This is a genomic window from Saccharopolyspora sp. ASAGF58 (assembly GCF_012277335.1).
GTDB lineage: Bacteria > Actinomycetota > Actinomycetes > Mycobacteriales > Pseudonocardiaceae > Saccharopolyspora > Saccharopolyspora hattusasensis.
In genome coordinates this window covers 7,043,332-7,059,775 of sequence record NZ_CP040605.1, presented here as the reverse complement: position 1 = coordinate 7,059,775, position 16,444 = coordinate 7,043,332, and the positions used below count along the sequence as shown (strand labels likewise).

Below are 16,444 nucleotides of genomic sequence, written 5' to 3'. Positions count from 1 at the left end.
TGCGGAGCTGATCCGCTAGCCGGTCGGGCGAGAGGGTGAGACGGTTGTTGACCAGCTGTCTCACCGCTGGCTACGGTCGCGGCAATCGAACACCGCCCGGGACGAGGTGCTGCGCAATGAGGCGTTTCGACCGGCTGGAGCGGATCCTCGCGCTCGATCCCGATCGCGACTGCGAGAAGATCTACCGGCTGCTCGCCGAGTACGAATTCCCTTGGGACATCACCAAGGCCCTGGAGTTCGCGCTGTTCCGAACCTACGCGGTGCCCCGCATCGGCCGGCTGCTGGACCACACCGGCGAATTCACCCGCTCCGCGCAGAAGCGCTACGACGACACCGTGCTCGTCCTCTACGAGATCTTCCACTGGGGCACCACCAGCGACCGCGGGCGGCAGGCGCTGGAACAGCTCAACGCCATCCACGGCCGGCACAGGATCAGCAACGACGACTACGCCTACACGCTGTCGACGTTCGTGGTGACGCCGGTGCGCTGGATCGAGCAGTTCGGCTGGCGGAAGCTGCACCCGCGCGAGGTGCGGGCGCTGACCAACACCATGCGGCGGCTCGGCGAGGGCATGAAGCTTTCCGGAATCCCGGAGACTTACGCGGAGTTCGAACGGCTCTTCGACGACTACGAGCGCGAGCACTTCGCGTTCGACGCGGGCGGCCGCCGGGTCGCCGACGCAACGCTGGACCTGTTCGGCTCCTGGTATCCGCGGTTGCTATCCCCGGCCGTGGCGCGGGCGGCGCGGTTCCTGATGGAGCCGCACCTGCTGACCGCCTTCGGCTTCCCGCAGGTCGGGAACGCCGGCCGCAAGGCCGCCGAGGCGGCGCTGAAGGTGCGCGCCGAGCTCGTCCGTGTGGGACCGGTCCGGCCGGATTCCCGCCCGGTCGGGCCCGATCCGATGTCCTATCCGGACGGTTACGAGATCGCCGACCTCGGGCCGGACTCGTTCCACCGCTACCAGGCCAAGAGCCGGGCGAAGCAGACCTGCCCGGTGGCCACGTGACATGCTGCTCACTCCGCATGGCTGCATCCCGGCGGAGGACGACGCGCGGTCCCGAGCCTTCGCTCGCGCCCACCTGGTCCCCGTGATCGCCGGTTAGAGCTGGTCAGCGGCCGGGCCACCCCACGGTCCTGGCGATGTCCGATGTGGACAGCCGCGAGTTGCGGCCCTGGCCGGACGGCCGCCGGGCGACCGCCGGGGGGACCTGGGAGAGTGCGGACAACGGTCTTGGGTTGTTGCCCGGATGTCAATGTACGCCACCCGATTGTCGGCGCAGGGGAATCGGTGCCGCAGCGGCTGTGACCGGCGGATTGTTGACGTTGTGTCGGTTCGGTCGGTGCGGGCTCGGCGGCCCGTCCGGTCCACCGTGGTGATCGTCCCCGCGTCCTATGTAGACCACGATGGTCTTCTGGTCGAACAACGTTACGAATCATGGGAAAACTCGGTGCATCGTGGCTCGCCCTGCGGAGCCGCATAGGTGCTCATACGATGCCGAATGCGCCTCCTGGTCGGCGGGGATAGGAGGAGGGGTCGATGGTCTTGTCGCTGCCTCATAGCGCGATGTCCGGCGGGAATTCCGAAAACTCGGACGGGTTGCCACGTTCGGGTGATTTTCCGCGGAGTGCCGCGGTGCTCGCCCGGATGCGGTCGGAGAACTTCCCGGTCGCCGCCCGGATCCTGCCGCGCGGGCTGCGGCGGCACCTGCACGCCCTGTACGGCTTCTTCCGGCTGGTCGATTACGCCGGGGACGAGGCTCCCGGCAACCGCGGGGCGCTGCTCGACTTCCTCGAAATCGATCTCAAGCGCGCCTACCAGGGAACGGCTCGGATTCCGATGCTGCGTGCGCTGACACCGACGGTCGCCGAGTGTGCCATTCCGCACGAGGTGCTGGTCAAGTTGATCGACGCCAACCGGCAGGACCAGCAGGTCCGGCGCTACGGCAGCTTCCCGGACCTGCTCGACTACTGCGCCCTGTCCGCGAACCCGGTCGGGGAAGCGGTGCTGCACGTCTTCGGGCGGGCCGAACCCGCGCTGATCACGCTGTCTGACCGGATCTGCAGCGCGCTGCAGATCCTGGAGCACTGCCAGGACATCGCCGAGGACTACCGCCAGGACCGGGTGTACCTGCCGACCGACGACATGCAGCGCTTCGGCTGCGAGGAACCGGAACTGGTCGCCGACCGCGCCTCGACGATGCTATGCGGGCTCGTGAAGTACGAAGTGGACCGCGCGCGCCGGATGCTCGACGCCGGCGCGCCGCTGGTCGGGGAGCTGTCCGGGATGGCCCGGATAGCGGTGGCCGGTTATGTCGCGGGCGGACGTGCCACGGCGGCCGCGTTCGCTGCGGCAAAGCACGATCCGCTCGGCTTCGACGTGCGGCCGGGGCGGGGGCGGACCTTCGCCGAATGGGGGCGGTTGTACGTGTTGGGAGGCATTTGGTGACCGATTGGGCCTGGATCCGGGACGCCTACCTGGAGTGCGAGCACATCACCCGGGAACAGGCGCGAAACTTCTCCTACGGGATCCGGCTGCTGCCCGGCCCGAAGCGGCGGGCGCTGTCGGCGGTCTACGCCTTCGCCCGCCGCGTGGACGACATCGGCGACGGCGACCTGCCGCGCGAGAAGAAGCTGCGGAGCCTGAAGCAGGCCCGCGAGGCGATCCACGCGGCGAGCATCGGCGCCGCCGACCCGGTGCTGGTGGCGCTGGCGGACTCGGCGGCGCGCCTGCCGGTGCCACTGGCCGCCTTCGACGAGCTCATCGACGGCTGCGAGGCCGATGTCCGCGGCGTGCGCTACGGCACCTTCGAGGAGCTGCTGCACTACTGCCGCTGCGTGGCCGGATCGATCGGACGGCTGTCACTGGGCGTGTTCGGCACCATCGACCCGCCCACGGCCGAGCGACGCGCGGACGCGCTCGGTGTCGCGCTGCAGCTGACCAACATCCTGCGCGACATCCAGGAGGACCAGCTGGCCGGGCGGGTCTACCTGCCTGCCGAGGACCTCGAGAGGTTCGGCGTTCGGCTGGAGCCGGGCAACGGGCGGGTCGAGGACCCGGAGAGGTGGGACCGGCTGATCCGCTTCCAGGCCGCCCGCGCCGAGCAATGGTACGCCGAAGGGCTTCGGCTGCTGCCGATGCTCGACCGGCGCAGCCGGGCGTGCTGCGCGTCGATGGCGGGCATCTACCACGAACTGCTGGCCCGCATCGCCGCCGACCCGCGTGCCGCGCTGCACCAGCGGACCTCGCTGTCCGGCTGGCGGAAGGCGGGCGTCGCGGCGCGGTCGCTGGCCGGGATGGCACCGTGAGCCGGGGGCGCGTGGTGGTGGTCGGCGGCGGGCTGGCCGGGGTGACGGCGGCGCTGCGCTGCGCCGAACTGGGATTCAAGGTCGAGCTGCTGGAGACGCGCCCCAGGCTGGGCGGCGCGACTTACTCGTTCGTACGCGGCGACCTCGTGGTGGACACCGGGCAGCACGTCTTCCTGCGCTGCTACACCGCCTACACCGGCCTGCTGCGGCGGCTCGGCGTCGCCGACTCGATCAGCGTGCAACCCCGGTTCCACGTCCCGGTGCTCAGCCCCGGCGGCCAGGCTTCGGTGCTGCGCCGCTGGGACCTCCCGGCACCGGCACACCTGACCCCGACGCTGCTGGGATACCGGATGCTGACCGCGGCGGAACGGATGCGGGTGGCGCGCACCGCGCTGGCGCTTCGGCGGCTCGATCCGGCCGACCCCGCGCTGGACGACATCAGCCTCGGGCAGTGGCTGAGGCAGCGCGGCGAGTCGCCGCGCGCCGTCGATGCGCTGTGGGGGTTGTTGGCGTTGGCGGCGCTCAACGCCGAGCCCGCGGACGCGTCGATGGCGTTGGCGGCCAAGGTGTTCCGGACGGGCGTGCTGGACACATCCGACAGCGCCGACATCGGGATTCCCCAGGTGCCGCTGGGACAATTGCATGGCGAAGCCGCCCACCGGGCGTTGCTGGAAGCGGGTGTCGGCATCCGGCTCCGCTGCAAGGCCCGGGCGATCCGCCGCTCCGGCGCGGGTTTTCAGGTCCCGGTGCGCGAGAACACCGGGGAATCGGCGCGTACTGCGGACTCGGTCATCGTCGCGGTCCCGCACCGCGCGGCGGCGACGCTTGTGGCGGACCTCCCCATACCGGGCGTGGCGACGTGGGCGAAGCTGTCCGCGGCACCGATCGTCAACGTTCACGTGCTCTACGACCGGCCGGTCACCAGCCTTGCGATGGCCGCCGTGCTGGACTCCCCGGTGCAATGGGTCTTCGACCGGACAGCCACCTCCGGCGCACCCCGCGGGCAGTACCTGGCGGTCTCGCTTTCCGCCGCGCAAGAGCACGTCCAGGCGCGCACTGATTACCTGCATGACCTGTTCATCCCCGCACTGCGGCAGGTCTTCCCGCACGCCCGCAGCGCGCGGGTCCTCGACTTCTTCGTCACCCGCGAGCCCAGCGCGACCTTCCGGCAGGCGCCCGGCACCGCCGCGCTCCGGCCGCAGGCCCGCACCGCGGTGCCCGGCCTGGTGCTCGCCGGGGCGTGGACCGCCACCGGATGGCCCGACACGACGGAGGGAGCGGTGCTCAGCGGTACCCGCGCCGCCGAGGTAGTGGATCTGGACCAGCGCTCGCAACATGGCGTGGAGGTGACCGCATGACGACCGTTCTGCCACCAGCCCTGCAAACCGCCAGGGAGGCGGTGGATCCAGTGCTGCGCAACGCAGTGGACCGCCTCGACCCGGACACCCGCCGGGTGTGCGAGTACCACTTCGGCTGGAGCGACGCCGACGGCTCCCCGGGAGGTGGTGGCGGGAAGGCCCTGCGGCCGGCGATGGTGCTGCTGTCCGCGCGCAGCGTTGCCACCGCGGGGGATCCGATCGTCGCGGCGGCCGCGGTAGAACTCGTGCACAACTTCTCCCTGCTGCACGACGACGTGATGGACGGCGATACCTCCCGCCGCCACCGGGCGACCGCGTGGACCGTCTTCGGAAAACCGGCAGCGCTGCTGGCCGGGGACGCGTTGCTGGCGCTGTCCAACGAGATACTGCTGGAATCGCCGTCGCGCCATGCGGCGGCAGCGGCCCGGTCGCTGTCCATCGCGACCCGCGTCCTGATCGCCGGGCAGGCCGCCGACCTGGGCTTCGAGTGCCGCGCCGAGGTCGGGCTCGACGAATGCCTGCAGATGGCGCACGACAAGACCGCCGCGCTGCTCGCCTGCGCCTCATCCATCGGCGCGCTCCACGTCGGCGCGCCGCGGGAAACCGTGGCCCGGCTGCACGCCTACGGCACCGAACTGGGGATGGCCTTCCAGCTCGTCGACGACCTGCTCGGCCTGTGGGGCGACCCTGACGTCACCGGCAAGCCCGTGCTGTCCGACCTGCGGGCCCGCAAGAAGTCGGTGCCGGTCGTGCACGCGCTGAGCTCCGGGACCGCCGCCGGCGATCGGCTGCACCGGCTGTACGCGCAGGCCGAACCGCTCATCGAGGACCAGCTGCAGGAGGCTGCCGAAATGGTGCAGCGGGCCGGCTCGGCGGACTGGACCCGCCAGGAGTGCGAGCGGCGGCTGGCCGCCGCCGACGAGTACTTGCCCGATGGCGACGTGACCGAGTCGTTGACCGAGCTGGCCGAGTTCATCGTACGGAGGAAGCTTTGACCGATCAGTTGCAGCAGCCCATCCGCACCGGCGTGGTTTCGGCTTCCGCCGCGCGAGCCGATGCCCGGATCGCGCTGGCCGCCGGCCGCGACTACCTGCTCTCCCTGCAGCACCCCGACGGCTGGTGGAAGGGCGAGCTGGAGACCAACGTGACGATGGACGTCGAGGACCTGCTGCTGCGGCAGTTCCTGGGCATCCGCACCGCCGCCGAGACCGAGCAGGCCGCCCGCTGGATCCGCGCACAGCAGCGCCCCGATGGCACCTGGGCGAACTTCTACGGCGGACCCGGCGACCTGTCCACCACGGTGGAGGCCTACACGGCGCTCAAGCTCGCCGGTGACGACGTCGACGCCGAGCACATGGCGGTGGCGCGCGACTGGATCCTGGCGCGTGGCGGGCTGGAGGCCACCCGGGTGTTCACCCGGATCTGGTTGGCGCTGTTCGGCGAATGGTCCTGGGACGAACTGCCCGCGATGCCGCCGGAACTCGTGTTGCTGCCGAAGTGGTTCCCGCTGAACGTCGCGGACTGGGGGTGCTGGGCGCGGCAGACCGTCGTCCCGCTGACCGTGGTGTGCACGCTGCGGCCATGCCGGAACCTCGGCATCGACGTGCGCGAACTGCGCACCGGACGCGCGGCGGAAGGGGTCCGTCCACAGTGGTCGTGGAAGTACGGTTTCCACGCCCTGGGCCAGGTTCTGCACCGCTACCACCGACGCCCGCTCAAGGCGCTGCGCAAGCACGCGATGCTGCGCGCGGCGGAGTGGATCGTGGCGCGGCAGGAAGCCGACGGCTCCTGGGGCGGGATCCAGCCGCCGTGGGTGTACTCGCTGCTGGCGCTGCACCTGCTCGGCTACCCGCTGGACCACCCGGTACTGCGGCACGGGCTCGCCGGGCTGGAGGGTTTCCTGATCCGCGAGCAGACCCCGGCCGGCCCGGTGCGGCGGCTGGAGGCCTGCCAGTCCCCGGTGTGGGACACCGTGCTCGGCATGCAGGCGCTGCGCGATGCGGGGGTGCCCGCCGACCACCCATCGCTGCGCCGGGCGACCGATTTCCTGCTGACCGAGGAGATCCGGGTCAAGGGCGACTGGTCGGTGCGCCGCCCGGACCTGCCGCCCGGAGGAGGCTGGGCGTTCGAGTTCGACAACGACGGCTACCCGGACATCGACGACACCGCCGAAGCGCTGCTCGCGCTGAACCGGATCGAGCACCCGGACCGGGAGGCGGTGCGCGGCGCCATCGAGCGCGGTGTCCGCTGGTTGCGCGGCATGCAGTCCCGCGACGGCGGCTGGGGCGCCTTCGACGCCGACAACACCCGGACGCTGGTGCGCAAGCTGCCGTTCTGCGATTTCGGCGAGGTGATCGACCCGCCGTCGGCCGACGTGACGGCGCACGTGGTGGAGGCGCTGGCCGCGCTGGGGCACGACGACCGGGTGCTGCGACGGGGCGTGAAGTGGCTGCTGGACAACCAGGAGAAGGACGGGTCCTGGTTCGGCCGTTGGGGCGCGAACCACGTCTACGGCACCGGAGCCGTGGTCCCGGCGCTGGTCCGGGCGGGCCTCGAACCCGATCACCGGGCGCTGCGGCGGGCGGTGCGGTGGCTGGAACGCCACCAGAACGCCGACGGTGGCTGGGGCGAGGACCTGCGTTCCTACCGCGACCCGGAGTGGATCGGCCGGGGCGATTCCACGGCGTCGCAAACCGGCTGGGCGTTGCTGGCGCTGCTGGCGGTAGGCCGGCACGGCACCGACGCGGTGCACCGCGGCGTGCAGTACCTGGCCCGCACCCAGCGGGTGGACGGCGGTTGGGACGAACCGCAGTTCACCGGCACCGGGTTCCCCGGCGACTTCTACATCAACTACCACTTGTACCGGGTGATCTTCCCGCTCACGGCGCTCGGGCGGTACCAACGTGCTGGGGACTGAGGTGACTGCGATGCGGCTGCTGGTCTGCGCCCCGCTGGGCATCGAAGCCCGAGCCCTGCGGGCGGCACTGGGCCCCGGAATCGTGCACCGCACGGGCTACGGGCCGCGCCGCAGCGCCCGCAGCGCGGCCTCGCTCGCCAGGGCGGACTTCGACGTATTGGTCGTCGCTGGGCTCGCCGGCGGGGTCGGCGCCGAGGTCTGCACCGGCGATGTGATCGTGGCCGATGAGCTCCGCGGTCAGCGCGGCACCGTGCGCTGTCCAGCGGCACCGGCGTTGGCAGCGGAGTTGCGCCGCGCCGGGTTCCCGGTGCGTTGCGGGCCGATCGCCACTGCCGGTCGCGTGGTGCACGGCACCCAGCGCGCCGAGCTGGCCCGTGCCGGGGTGCTCGCCGTCGACATGGAGTCGGCAGCGCTGGCCGAGGCAGCAGGGGGACGTCCGCTCGGCGTCGTGCGGGTCGTGGTGGACACCGCACGGCAACCGCTGCTCCGGCCGGGCACGCCGGGCCGCGCGCTGACCGCGCTCGCCCGGCTGCACGCCATCGGCTCGTGCCTGCCGCGGTGGGGCCGCGCCGTCCTGCGGGAGCGCGCCGTCCTGCGGGAGCGCGCCGTCCCGCCGGAGATCCGATCCGCCGCACCCGAGGAGGTGTCCTGATGGGCATTCCGATGCGCCAGGCGATCCGCGTCGGCGCTTACCTGGTGAAGCAGAAGCTCGCGCGCCGCGAGAAGTTCGCCCTGACCTTGGAGCTGGAGCCGCTGTTCGCGTGCAACCTGGCCTGCGCGGGCTGCGGCAAGATCCAGCACCCGGCGAGCGTGCTCAAGCAGCGGATGCCGGTCGAGCAGGCCGTCGCGGCGGTGGAGGAGTGCGGCGCGCCGGTGGTGTCCATCGCCGGCGGCGAGCCGCTGATGCACCCCGAGATCGAGCTCATCGTCGAAGAGCTGGTCAGGCGCAAGAAGTTCGTCTACCTGTGCACCAACGCGCTGCTGCTGCCCCGCAAGATCGACAAGTTCCGGCCGTCGCCGTACTTCGCGTGGGCCGTGCACATCGACGGGCTGGCGGAGCGGCACGACGAGTCGGTGTGCAAGCAGGGCGTGTTCGCGCAGGCGGTGGACAACATCAAGGAGGTCCAGCGGCGCGGGTTCCGGGTGACCACCAACTCGACGTTCTTCACCTCCGACACCCCGCAGTCGGTCATCGAGGTGCTGGAGTACCTCAACAACGACCTCCGGGTCGACCAGATGATGCTCTCGCCGGCCTACGCCTACGACAAGGCACCCGACCAGGAGCACTTCATGGGCGTGACGGAGACCCGCGAGCTGTTCCGGAAGGTCTTCGCCGACGGGCGACGCAAGAAGTGGCGCTTCAACCACTCGCCGCTGTTCCTGGACTTCCTGGAGGGCAAGGTCGACTTCAAGTGCACGGCCTGGGCCATCCCGTCGTACTCGCTGTACGGCTGGCAGCGCCCGTGCTACCTGATGAACGACGGCTACGCGGGGAGCTACCAGGAGCTGCTGGCCGACACCGACTGGTCCGCCTACGGGCGCGGCCGTGATCCGCGCTGCGCCAACTGCATGGCGCACTGCGGCTACGAACCGACCGCCGTGCTGGCGACCATGGGCTCGCTACGCGAGTCGATCCGCGCGTTGCGGGGGTGACTGATAAAAAGCGGCTCTTCTGCTTCTTTCGTGGGCCAGGCGTGGTCTAGGCGTGTCCAGGGATTGACACGTCTACCGAGACATGACACCGGTAAGAACCGGCATCACCACTCACGACCGGACGGGCACCCCTCGTGAGTGATGGTTCCGGTAAGAACCGGCGTTGCCACTCACGACCCCACCGACACCCATCGTTAGTGGCAATGCTCCGTTGCAAAGACACCTGGGTGGTTGCGAGATACAGCGCCCGCCACCGACGACGCTCACCACGGCACGCCATGAACTGCCCTTCGGCACGCCGTTCTCCGCTCCTCGGTTCCTGACTCTGGACAAGCCAGAAACCTAGACGAAGCAACGGTGTGCCCTCGTCTCCGGACCCAAGAACCCAGCTCAAACCACCCACAGAAACGTCACAAGAGCCGAAAAAGTGCGCGGTTTTGCGTGGCGGTGCGGGCGGCGGAACTCAGCCGAAGCGGCGGGCGAGGCGGTGGAACGTGCCGGGCAGCAAGCCCTGCAGCCGAGCGGGCGCGGTGAGCCACTTCGGGACGAACACCTCTGCCGCGTCCCGCTCCACGCCGCGCACCAGCGCCTGGGCCACTTCCTGCGGGCCGACGATCCGCGGGAAGCGGCGGTCGTAGCGGCGCCCGGCGAAGAAGGGCGTGTGGACCGCGCCGGGGAACACCGTGGTCACGCCGATCCCGTCGCAGTAGCGGAGGCTCGCGCCGAAGGCACGCAAGCCCGCTTTGGTCGCCGAGTAGACCGCCTCGCCGGGCACGCCCACCATGGCGATCGAGGCGACGAACACGACGTGCCCGCACCGCTGCCGCAGGTCGGGGAGCGCCGCGCGGGTCAGCAGCATCGGCGCGGTCAGGTTCACCGCCGTCAGCGCCTCGATCCGCTCCGGTGGCATCGCGCTCAGGTCTCCGGCCCAGCCGACGCCCGCGCTGTGCACCAACAGATCGACTTGGCGGGCGGCCGCGGCGGCCCGGTCGAGCCCGGCCGGATCGGTCAGGTCGGCGGGCACCGGTTCGCCACCGGTGCGCTCGGCGACCTCGGCAAGCCGGTGCTCGTCGCGGCCGACCAGCAGGACCCGGCACCCGCGGGAGCTCAGCTCGGCGGCGGTCGCCGCGCCGATGCCCGAGGACGCGCCCGTCACCAGCGCGGTGCGCCCGCGCACCGTCAGCCCCACGACGAATCCGTCGTGCCGTCGTTGCGCTCGCGTTCCTCCATCGCGCGGCGCAGCTGCTCGCCCCGGCGGGTAAGTACCACGATCCCGCCAATGATCACCACGACGGAGATCACCTCGCCGACCAGGATCGCGGGGGAGGACTCGATGCGTTCGCCCAGCCAGTTCACCCCGATCGCGGCCGCCACCAGCGGATCCACCGTGGTGATCACGGCCAGTGCGGGCGACATCAACCGGCCCCGCTGGAAGGTCTGCTGGCTCAGCAGGAACCCCATCGGCCCGATCACGCACACCGCGTACAGCGACCAGTGGTGGAACGGCTCGGCGAGCCCGCCGCTGCGGAAGTGCCCGGCCACGACCTTGATCAAACCGGCGGTCACGCCGTAGAACACGCCGGTGGCCACTGCCATGCCGATCACCCCGACCTCGCCGGGCAGCCACCGCGCGGCCAGCAGCGAGACCACTACGAGCAGCCCGAGCGCCAGCGCCAACGGCAGGATCGACGCCCCGGTGAACTCGTTGCCCTGCCCGGACGGCCGCCCCAGCACCAGGAACGCGGACAGCCCGCCGACGCAGGCCAGCCCTCCCAGCGCCAGCACCAGGTCCATCTTGCGGTGCGCCAGCCATGCCGCGAACGCCGCGCCGAAGAGCACCGAGGTCACCAGCAACGGCTGCACCAGCACCAGCGGGCCGAAGGCCAGCGCCACCACCTGCAGCGACAGCCCGATGATCACGGTGCCGATGCTGAGCACCCAGATCGGCTTGCGGACGAGGTCGAACAGCAAGCGGGGGCTCAGCGTGCGCACCTTCGGCACCTGCTTGGTGACGCGGTGCTGGATCGCGCTGGCCAGCCCGAAACTGGCCGCACCTAGGACGGCCGCCGGAACGGCCACGACGAGCACGGTGCCCTGCGCGCTCACCGCCGGTCTCCTCGCAGCTCGGCGAAGGCGTCGCGGAGGTGACCGGCGAGCTCGGTGGCCTCCGGCGCCAGCCCAGTGTCGGTGGTGATCCCGAACCCGATCCGCTCGCCCCAGCTGACAGCGCCGATCGCCACGCCCACGCCGTCTGCCAGCGACAGCACCGGCACGACGCCCGCGATCAGCGTCTGGCCGAGGTGGGTCGGACGACGCCGTCCCGGCATCACGGACACCACGGCGTTGAAGAAGCGACGCTGGTAGATCTGCCGCACGACCCAAGCGTGCAGCGGCGCGGGCAGCACGCCAAGTGCCGCGAGCACGGCGCTGGCCGCGGCGGGCTGGCCGGTGCGGTCCGGCTCGGCAAGTCCGGCGGTGACCTCGGCGAGGCGGCGAGCCGGCGGCATCGGCCCGACCGGTAGGTCGAGCGACAGCGAAACGGTGTGGTTGCCGGGCGCGCCGGTGCCCGCGCCGCCCCGCCCGGTGCGTGCGGTACGCGGCACCATGACCCGGAACCGTTGGCCCGGTGTGGTGTCGCCGAGTGTCCGGTGCAGCGCCTCGGCCACCATGCCGAGCAGGAACGCCGTGCTGCTCACCCCGTGCGCGCGTGCGCAGGCGCGTGCCTCGGCGGCCGGGAGCTCGACGCCCGCGTACGACCTGTTCGGCGTGCTGCGCCCTGCCAGATGGCTGGTCGGCGCGGTTCCGGCCCCGGCTAGGCTCACCAATCCGCGCGCGACCTTCCCGGCCCGGCGGTACCACGGCTGGTCGGCGCGACTCGGCGATGTCGCCGCGTGCGGGCCGTCGCTGAGCAACCGCAGCAGCGTGCTGGTCACCGCGACACCGTCGCCCAGCGCGTGGTGCATCTTCGCCAGCAACGAGGCGTGGCCGGTGCCGACGTCGCTGAGCAGCAGCAGTTCCCAGGGGGGCTGGTCGGTGCGCACCGGGGTGCCGAAGAACTCCTCGAGGATCGGACCCGCGCTCTGCCCGCTGTTCAGCTCGCGGCACCGCAGGTGATCAACGACGTCGACCGCGTCGCTGTGAATCCACTGTGGCCGACGACCGCGCCGAACGATCAGCCGTCGGGTCAGCATCGGCAATCCCGCCGCACGCTGGGAGATTCGCCGACCGACTTCTTCGCAGAGGTCCGATGTGGACGGCTTCGGTCCTTCCATGCGCAGGATCGCGCCGGTGTGCTGGGAGACGACCGGGGTAGTGGCGTACACGAAGAACGCGTCCTGCGGGCGCAGCGGGCGGCGGCCGTGGTGGCGGGGCAGGTGCGCCAGCGCGGCCACCTGGTCGGCGAAGTCGGCGGCCTGGCTGTGCTTGAGCGCCCGGTGTTCCCGCTGCGCGAGCTCGTCCGGCTCGGCCGCCCAGCGGCGCAATGTCCCGGTCAGATCGCTCTCCCGCGGGCACAGCTCGGCCAGCTCGGCGTCGGCCATCAGCTCGGCGTTCGCGCGCCCGTGCCCGGCGATCGGTTCGAACATCACCACGGCGCGCCCGCAGGCCAGCGCCTCCAGCGCCGTGGCCCCGCCCGCGTTGGTCACCACCACGTCCGCGGTGGCCGTCAGACCGGGCATGTCATCGACCCAGCCCAGCGCGACGATCCGATCGTCCGCGCGGTCGGCGAAGCGCCGTCGCAGCGCGGCGTTGCGACCGCAAACCACGACGACCCGCTCGACCCCCTCGGCCAGCAGCGCCGCATCCACTGCGCGCTCGACGGAACCGAACCCGAGCGAGCCGCACGAGATCAGTACCGTGAAACCGGATTCCGGGAGCCCGAACGACCGCCGCGCCGCGGCCCGGTCGGCGGGCCGGAACGACGACACGACCGGCGGCACGCAGACCGCGCCGACGGCGTCCGGTTCCGCCCGCCGCATCGCCCGCAGGCTCGCCTCGCTCATCACGTAGTGCAGGTCGACCTCGGGGTAGACCCAGAACGGGTGCGGCGAGAAGTCCGACACGACCGCCGCCACCGGCACGTCCAGGCCGCCCCGGCGGCGCAGCCAGTCGAGCCCGGCGGTGCCCAGCGGATAGGTCGAGACGATCAGTTCCGGGGCGTGCTCGGCGATGGCCCGGCGCAGCAGCCGCCCGCTCCACGCGCCGACGAACCGGCGGGAGGCGTTGGCGAACCAGCGGTAGCGCCACAGCGACTCGTAGAAGAAGTCGTAGAGCCACGGCGTTGATTCGACGTTGGTGACGTAGATCCAGTTGAACGTCACGGGCACCCACCGGCCCATCGCGCGCAGGGCGTCCAACCAGGCGATCTCGCACCCCGGCCACACCTGCCTGGCCGCCTCCTCGACGGCGCGGGCGGTCGCGTTGTGGCCCTCGCCGATGGTGGCGCTGATCAGTAGCACTCGACGCGGCTGGACGGTCACCAGGCTGGATCCTTTCGCCCGATCCGTGCCTTCGCAGGCTAACGTGATCGACCAGGATCGGCTGGCCGAGCGGCCAGGCCCAGCGATGTCCGAAGTGGACGCCAGCAGGCAGCCACAGTGGATCCCGGGGGTCAGTCCGCGGGCAGCAGCGGGCCGTGGCTGCCGACGAGCCGGACGGTGCCGTCGGTGAGGCGGTAGGAGAGCCCGGCGAGCGCGCAACGACCCTCGGCCACCGCGTTGGCCAGCAGCGCGGAGCGCTCCAGCATCAGGTCACCGGTGCGCTGGATGTGCACGTCCACGATGTCGTCGACCTCGGTGGCGCCGCTGGCGCGGGCGGCCAGCACGCTCGGCGTCACCCGCTCCACGACGTCGCGGATGTAGCCGTGCGGCGCGGTGCCTTCGATGCACGCTTCTCGCGCGGCCGTGACCGCGCCGCAAGAGTCGTGTCCGAGCACCACGACCAGGGGCGCGCCAAGCACGCCGACGCCGTATTCGATGCTGCCGAGCACCTCGGAGCCGATGACGTGCCCCGCCGTGCGGACCACGAACAGGTCGCCGAGCCCCTGGTCGAAGATGATCTCGGCGGCCAGCCGGGAGTCGGAGCAGCCGAAGAGGACCGCGAAAGGCCGCTGCGCCGGAGCCAGGGCGGCGCGGTGGTCGGCGTCCTGGTTCGGGTGCAGGCGCGCGTTGTCGACGAACCGGCGGTTGCCCTCCAGCAGTACTTCGTAGGCTTCGGTGGGCGAGGACGGCGGATTCGTCATGTCGGAAAACTACCGCACGCAGGTTCGAAGCGATGCTGCTCAAGCCCCCATATGGGCGACGTCACTCCGGCCGCGCGGTGTAGCAGGAGGTGCGATGTAACGCGTGATACTTTCATCCTCGTGACGGACGTGCAGGTGATGAGGTGGCTGGTTCTCGTCGTGCGGCTGCCCGCGCAGCCGTCGCGGCACCGCGTGGCGGTGTGGCGGGAGTTGCGCCGGGTCGGGGCGCTTTCGCTGGGCCAGGGCACCTGGACGCTGCCGGACGTGCCTGGCGTCGCCGCCGGTGTGGCGCGTGCCATCGAGCTCGCCGAGCGGGGCTCCGGTGAGGTCGTGGTTCTGGCCGCCACGGGGCGCGACGAACCCGATTCGGCGCGGCTGACGGAGATGTTCACGGCCGAGCGGCAGGAGGAGTGGGCGGAGTTCCTGGCCGACTGCGGCAAGTTCGACGCCGAGATCGACAAGGAACTGCGCAACGGCAAGCTGACCATGGCCGAGCTGGAAGAGGAGGAGCAGAGCCTGGATCGGCTGCGCCGTTGGTACCGCGAGCTAAAGGCGCGCGACGTGTTCGGCGCCCCGGCGGCCGCCGAGGCCCAGCAGCAGCTGCGGCACTGCGCCGACCGGTTGGCCGACTACACCGAGCAGGTCTTCCGAGCACTGCACCAGATGTGACCAAACGCGCCGAAATGGACGACAAGGAGGTGGCCGGATGTCCGGCACCGAGCCGGTGACCGGTCAACGCGCCGGGCAGGTTCTCCCGCTGTACGCGGCCGGATTCGTGACCGCCTTCGGCGCGCACAGCATCGCCGCCGGGCTCGGCGCCTACACCGGTTTCGCGTCCCTGCTGGCGCTGGGCCTGCTGCTGGCCGTCTACGACGGCGCCGAGGTAGTCCTCAAGCCGGTCTTCGGCGCGGTCACCGACCGGATCGGCCCGCGGCCGGTGCTGTTCGGCGGGCTGCTCGCGTTCGCGGCGGCCTCGGCGGCGTTCGTCCTCGCCGGTGACCCGGCTGCGGTCGGCCTCGCGCGCTTCGGCCAGGGCGCGGCGGCCGCCGCGTTCTCCCCGGCAGCGGGGACGCTGGTCGCCCGGCTGGCGCCGGACTCCCAGCACGGGCGCGCGTTCGGCAGCTACGGCGCCTGGAAGGCCCTCGGGTACGCCCTCGGCCCGGTCCTCGGCGGCGTCCTGATCACCTTCGGCGGGTTCGACCTGCTCTTCGGCACGCTCGCCGGGCTCGCGCTCGCGGTGCTTGCGTGGGCGGTGCTGGCCGTGCCGGCGGTGCCGCCACTGCCGCGGACCCGCCAAACCCTGTTCGACCTGGCCCGCCGGTTGGCCGCTCCCGGGTTCCTGCGGCCGACCGCGGCGCTGGCGGGCGCGACGGCGGCGCTGGCGGTGGGCGTCGGGTTCCTGCCGGTGGTGGGCGCGGCCGGTGGGCTGGGTCCGTTGGCAACCGGCGCGGCGGTGTCGGTGCTCGCGGCGACCGCGGCGTTGGTGCAGCCGTGGGCCGGCCGAGCGCGCGACGCGGGGCGGCTGCCCGATGTGCCCGGCATGGCCGGCGGCCTCGCGGTCGCGGTGGTCGGGTTGCTCGTGGCCGCGGTCGTTCCCGGCCTGCTCGGGGTCCTCGTGGCCGCCGTTGCGATCGGTTTGGGCACCGGGGTCGTGACACCGTTGGGTTTCGCGCACCTGGCCGCCTCGACGCCGCGGGAGCGGCTTGGCCAGACGATGGGTTCGGCGGAGGTCGGGCGCGAACTGGGCGACGCGGGCGGCCCGCTACTGGTCGGCGTGCTCGCCGCAGCTGCCTCCCTGGGGTGGGGCCTGACCGGTCTGGCGGTCGTCCTGTCGATCCTGGTCGTGGCGCTGTGGGTGGGCACCGCGACCCGCCGGTGAGCGGTTTTTGATCTCGCAACTACCACCGCTGCGGCGTATCGTTGGCCAGCGGTGATTTGGTCGGTGGTGAGACGGGCGAGGGGGCCGCCTC

Annotated in this window: 14 protein-coding genes; 10 read left to right on the top strand and 4 right to left on the bottom strand. The window is 71.6% G+C overall.

Going from position 1 to position 16,444, the window contains the following annotated elements; translation table 11 throughout:
• The first annotated feature begins 116 nt into the window (after nucleotides 1-116).
• The 8 genes from FDZ84_RS33190 (at nucleotide 117) to hpnH (ending at nucleotide 9,235) form a co-directional block, all read left to right on the top strand.
• Complete coding sequence (locus FDZ84_RS33190; RefSeq protein WP_168589070.1) at nucleotides 117-1,007, top strand: oxygenase MpaB family protein; 891 nt, start codon at nucleotides 117-119, stop codon at nucleotides 1,005-1,007.
• A gap of 531 nt (nucleotides 1,008-1,538) precedes the next feature.
• Nucleotides 1,539-2,447 carry a squalene synthase HpnC gene (gene hpnC / locus FDZ84_RS33180; protein WP_168589069.1) on the top strand — a complete coding sequence of 303 codons (909 nt, stop codon included), beginning with the start codon at nucleotides 1,539-1,541 and terminating at the stop codon, nucleotides 2,445-2,447.
• The gene (hpnD, locus tag FDZ84_RS39645) at nucleotides 2,444-3,307 is read left to right on the top strand and encodes a presqualene diphosphate synthase HpnD (RefSeq protein WP_246868606.1); all 864 of its coding nucleotides are present in this window, start codon (nucleotides 2,444-2,446) and stop codon (nucleotides 3,305-3,307) included. Before hpnC ends, hpnD begins: the two co-directional genes overlap by 4 nt.
• Entirely contained in the window at nucleotides 3,304-4,665 is a 1,362-nt protein-coding gene (gene hpnE / locus FDZ84_RS33175) for a hydroxysqualene dehydroxylase HpnE (RefSeq protein ID WP_246868605.1), read from the top strand. Before hpnD ends, hpnE begins: the two co-directional genes overlap by 4 nt.
• The gene (locus FDZ84_RS33170) at nucleotides 4,662-5,660 is read left to right on the top strand and encodes a polyprenyl synthetase family protein (RefSeq protein ID WP_168589067.1); all 999 of its coding nucleotides are present in this window, start codon (nucleotides 4,662-4,664) and stop codon (nucleotides 5,658-5,660) included. Before hpnE ends, FDZ84_RS33170 begins: the two co-directional genes overlap by 4 nt.
• Nucleotides 5,657-7,582 carry a squalene--hopene cyclase gene (gene shc / locus FDZ84_RS33165; RefSeq protein ID WP_371812720.1) on the top strand — a complete coding sequence of 642 codons (1,926 nt, stop codon included), beginning with the start codon at nucleotides 5,657-5,659 and terminating at the stop codon, nucleotides 7,580-7,582. Before FDZ84_RS33170 ends, shc begins: the two co-directional genes overlap by 4 nt.
• A gap of 10 nt (nucleotides 7,583-7,592) precedes the next feature.
• Nucleotides 7,593-8,234 (top strand): hypothetical protein, encoded by a 642-nt coding sequence (locus FDZ84_RS33160; RefSeq protein ID WP_168589066.1) that lies wholly within the window; start codon nucleotides 7,593-7,595, stop codon nucleotides 8,232-8,234.
• Nucleotides 8,234-9,235: an adenosyl-hopene transferase HpnH gene (hpnH, locus tag FDZ84_RS33155; RefSeq protein ID WP_168589065.1), complete on the top strand. Its 1,002-nt coding sequence runs from the start codon at nucleotides 8,234-8,236 to the stop codon at nucleotides 9,233-9,235. The genes FDZ84_RS33160 and hpnH overlap by 1 nt, the downstream gene beginning before the upstream one ends.
• Nucleotides 9,236-9,698: 463 nt before the next feature.
• Here hpnH and FDZ84_RS33150 read toward each other — a convergent pair whose 3' ends face one another.
• The 4 genes from FDZ84_RS33150 to FDZ84_RS33135 all read right to left on the bottom strand — a co-directional run bounded on the left by FDZ84_RS33150 (nucleotide 9,699) and on the right by FDZ84_RS33135 (nucleotide 14,474).
• Entirely contained in the window at nucleotides 9,699-10,424 is a 726-nt protein-coding gene (locus FDZ84_RS33150; RefSeq protein ID WP_210435273.1) for an SDR family oxidoreductase, read from the bottom strand.
• Complete coding sequence (locus FDZ84_RS33145; RefSeq protein ID WP_168589064.1) at nucleotides 10,415-11,341, bottom strand: DMT family transporter; 927 nt, start codon at nucleotides 11,339-11,341, stop codon at nucleotides 10,415-10,417. Before FDZ84_RS33145 ends, FDZ84_RS33150 begins: the two co-directional genes overlap by 10 nt.
• The gene (locus FDZ84_RS33140) at nucleotides 11,338-13,713 is read right to left on the bottom strand and encodes a wax ester/triacylglycerol synthase domain-containing protein (protein WP_168589063.1); all 2,376 of its coding nucleotides are present in this window, start codon (nucleotides 13,711-13,713) and stop codon (nucleotides 11,338-11,340) included. The genes FDZ84_RS33145 and FDZ84_RS33140 overlap by 4 nt, the downstream gene beginning before the upstream one ends.
• A 131-nt stretch (nucleotides 13,714-13,844) precedes the next feature.
• Nucleotides 13,845-14,474, bottom strand: coding sequence for a carbonic anhydrase (locus FDZ84_RS33135; RefSeq protein ID WP_168589062.1), 630 nt, complete (start codon nucleotides 14,472-14,474; stop codon nucleotides 13,845-13,847).
• A 138-nt stretch (nucleotides 14,475-14,612) separates the two neighbouring features.
• Here FDZ84_RS33135 and FDZ84_RS33130 point away from each other — a divergent pair, with 138 nt between their 5' ends.
• Together FDZ84_RS33130 and FDZ84_RS33125 are read left to right on the top strand one after the other, a co-directional pair.
• Entirely contained in the window at nucleotides 14,613-15,143 is a 531-nt protein-coding gene (locus FDZ84_RS33130) for a Chromate resistance protein ChrB (protein WP_168589061.1), read from the top strand.
• A gap of 37 nt (nucleotides 15,144-15,180) precedes the next feature.
• Entirely contained in the window at nucleotides 15,181-16,353 is a 1,173-nt protein-coding gene (locus FDZ84_RS33125; protein ID WP_168589060.1) for an MFS transporter, read from the top strand.
• The last annotated feature ends 91 nt before the right edge of the window (nucleotides 16,354-16,444 follow it).

Excerpts from the sequence above, each read along its gene's own strand:
- FDZ84_RS33190 (WP_168589070.1), top strand. The coding sequence starts at position 117 with ATGAGGCGTTTCGACCGGCTGGAGCGGATCCTCGCGCTCGATCCCGAT.
- hpnC (WP_168589069.1), top strand. The coding sequence starts at position 1,539 with ATGGTCTTGTCGCTGCCTCATAGCGCGATGTCCGGCGGGAATTCCGAA.
- FDZ84_RS33170 (WP_168589067.1), top strand. The coding sequence starts at position 4,662 with ATGACGACCGTTCTGCCACCAGCCCTGCAAACCGCCAGGGAGGCGGTG.
- FDZ84_RS33160 (WP_168589066.1), top strand. The coding sequence starts at position 7,593 with ATGCGGCTGCTGGTCTGCGCCCCGCTGGGCATCGAAGCCCGAGCCCTG.
- hpnH (WP_168589065.1), top strand. The coding sequence starts at position 8,234 with ATGGGCATTCCGATGCGCCAGGCGATCCGCGTCGGCGCTTACCTGGTG.
- FDZ84_RS33135 (WP_168589062.1), bottom strand. The coding sequence starts at position 14,474 with ATGACGAATCCGCCGTCCTCGCCCACCGAAGCCTACGAAGTACTGCTG.
- FDZ84_RS33130 (WP_168589061.1), top strand. The coding sequence starts at position 14,613 with ATGAGGTGGCTGGTTCTCGTCGTGCGGCTGCCCGCGCAGCCGTCGCGG.
- FDZ84_RS33125 (WP_168589060.1), top strand. The coding sequence starts at position 15,181 with ATGTCCGGCACCGAGCCGGTGACCGGTCAACGCGCCGGGCAGGTTCTC.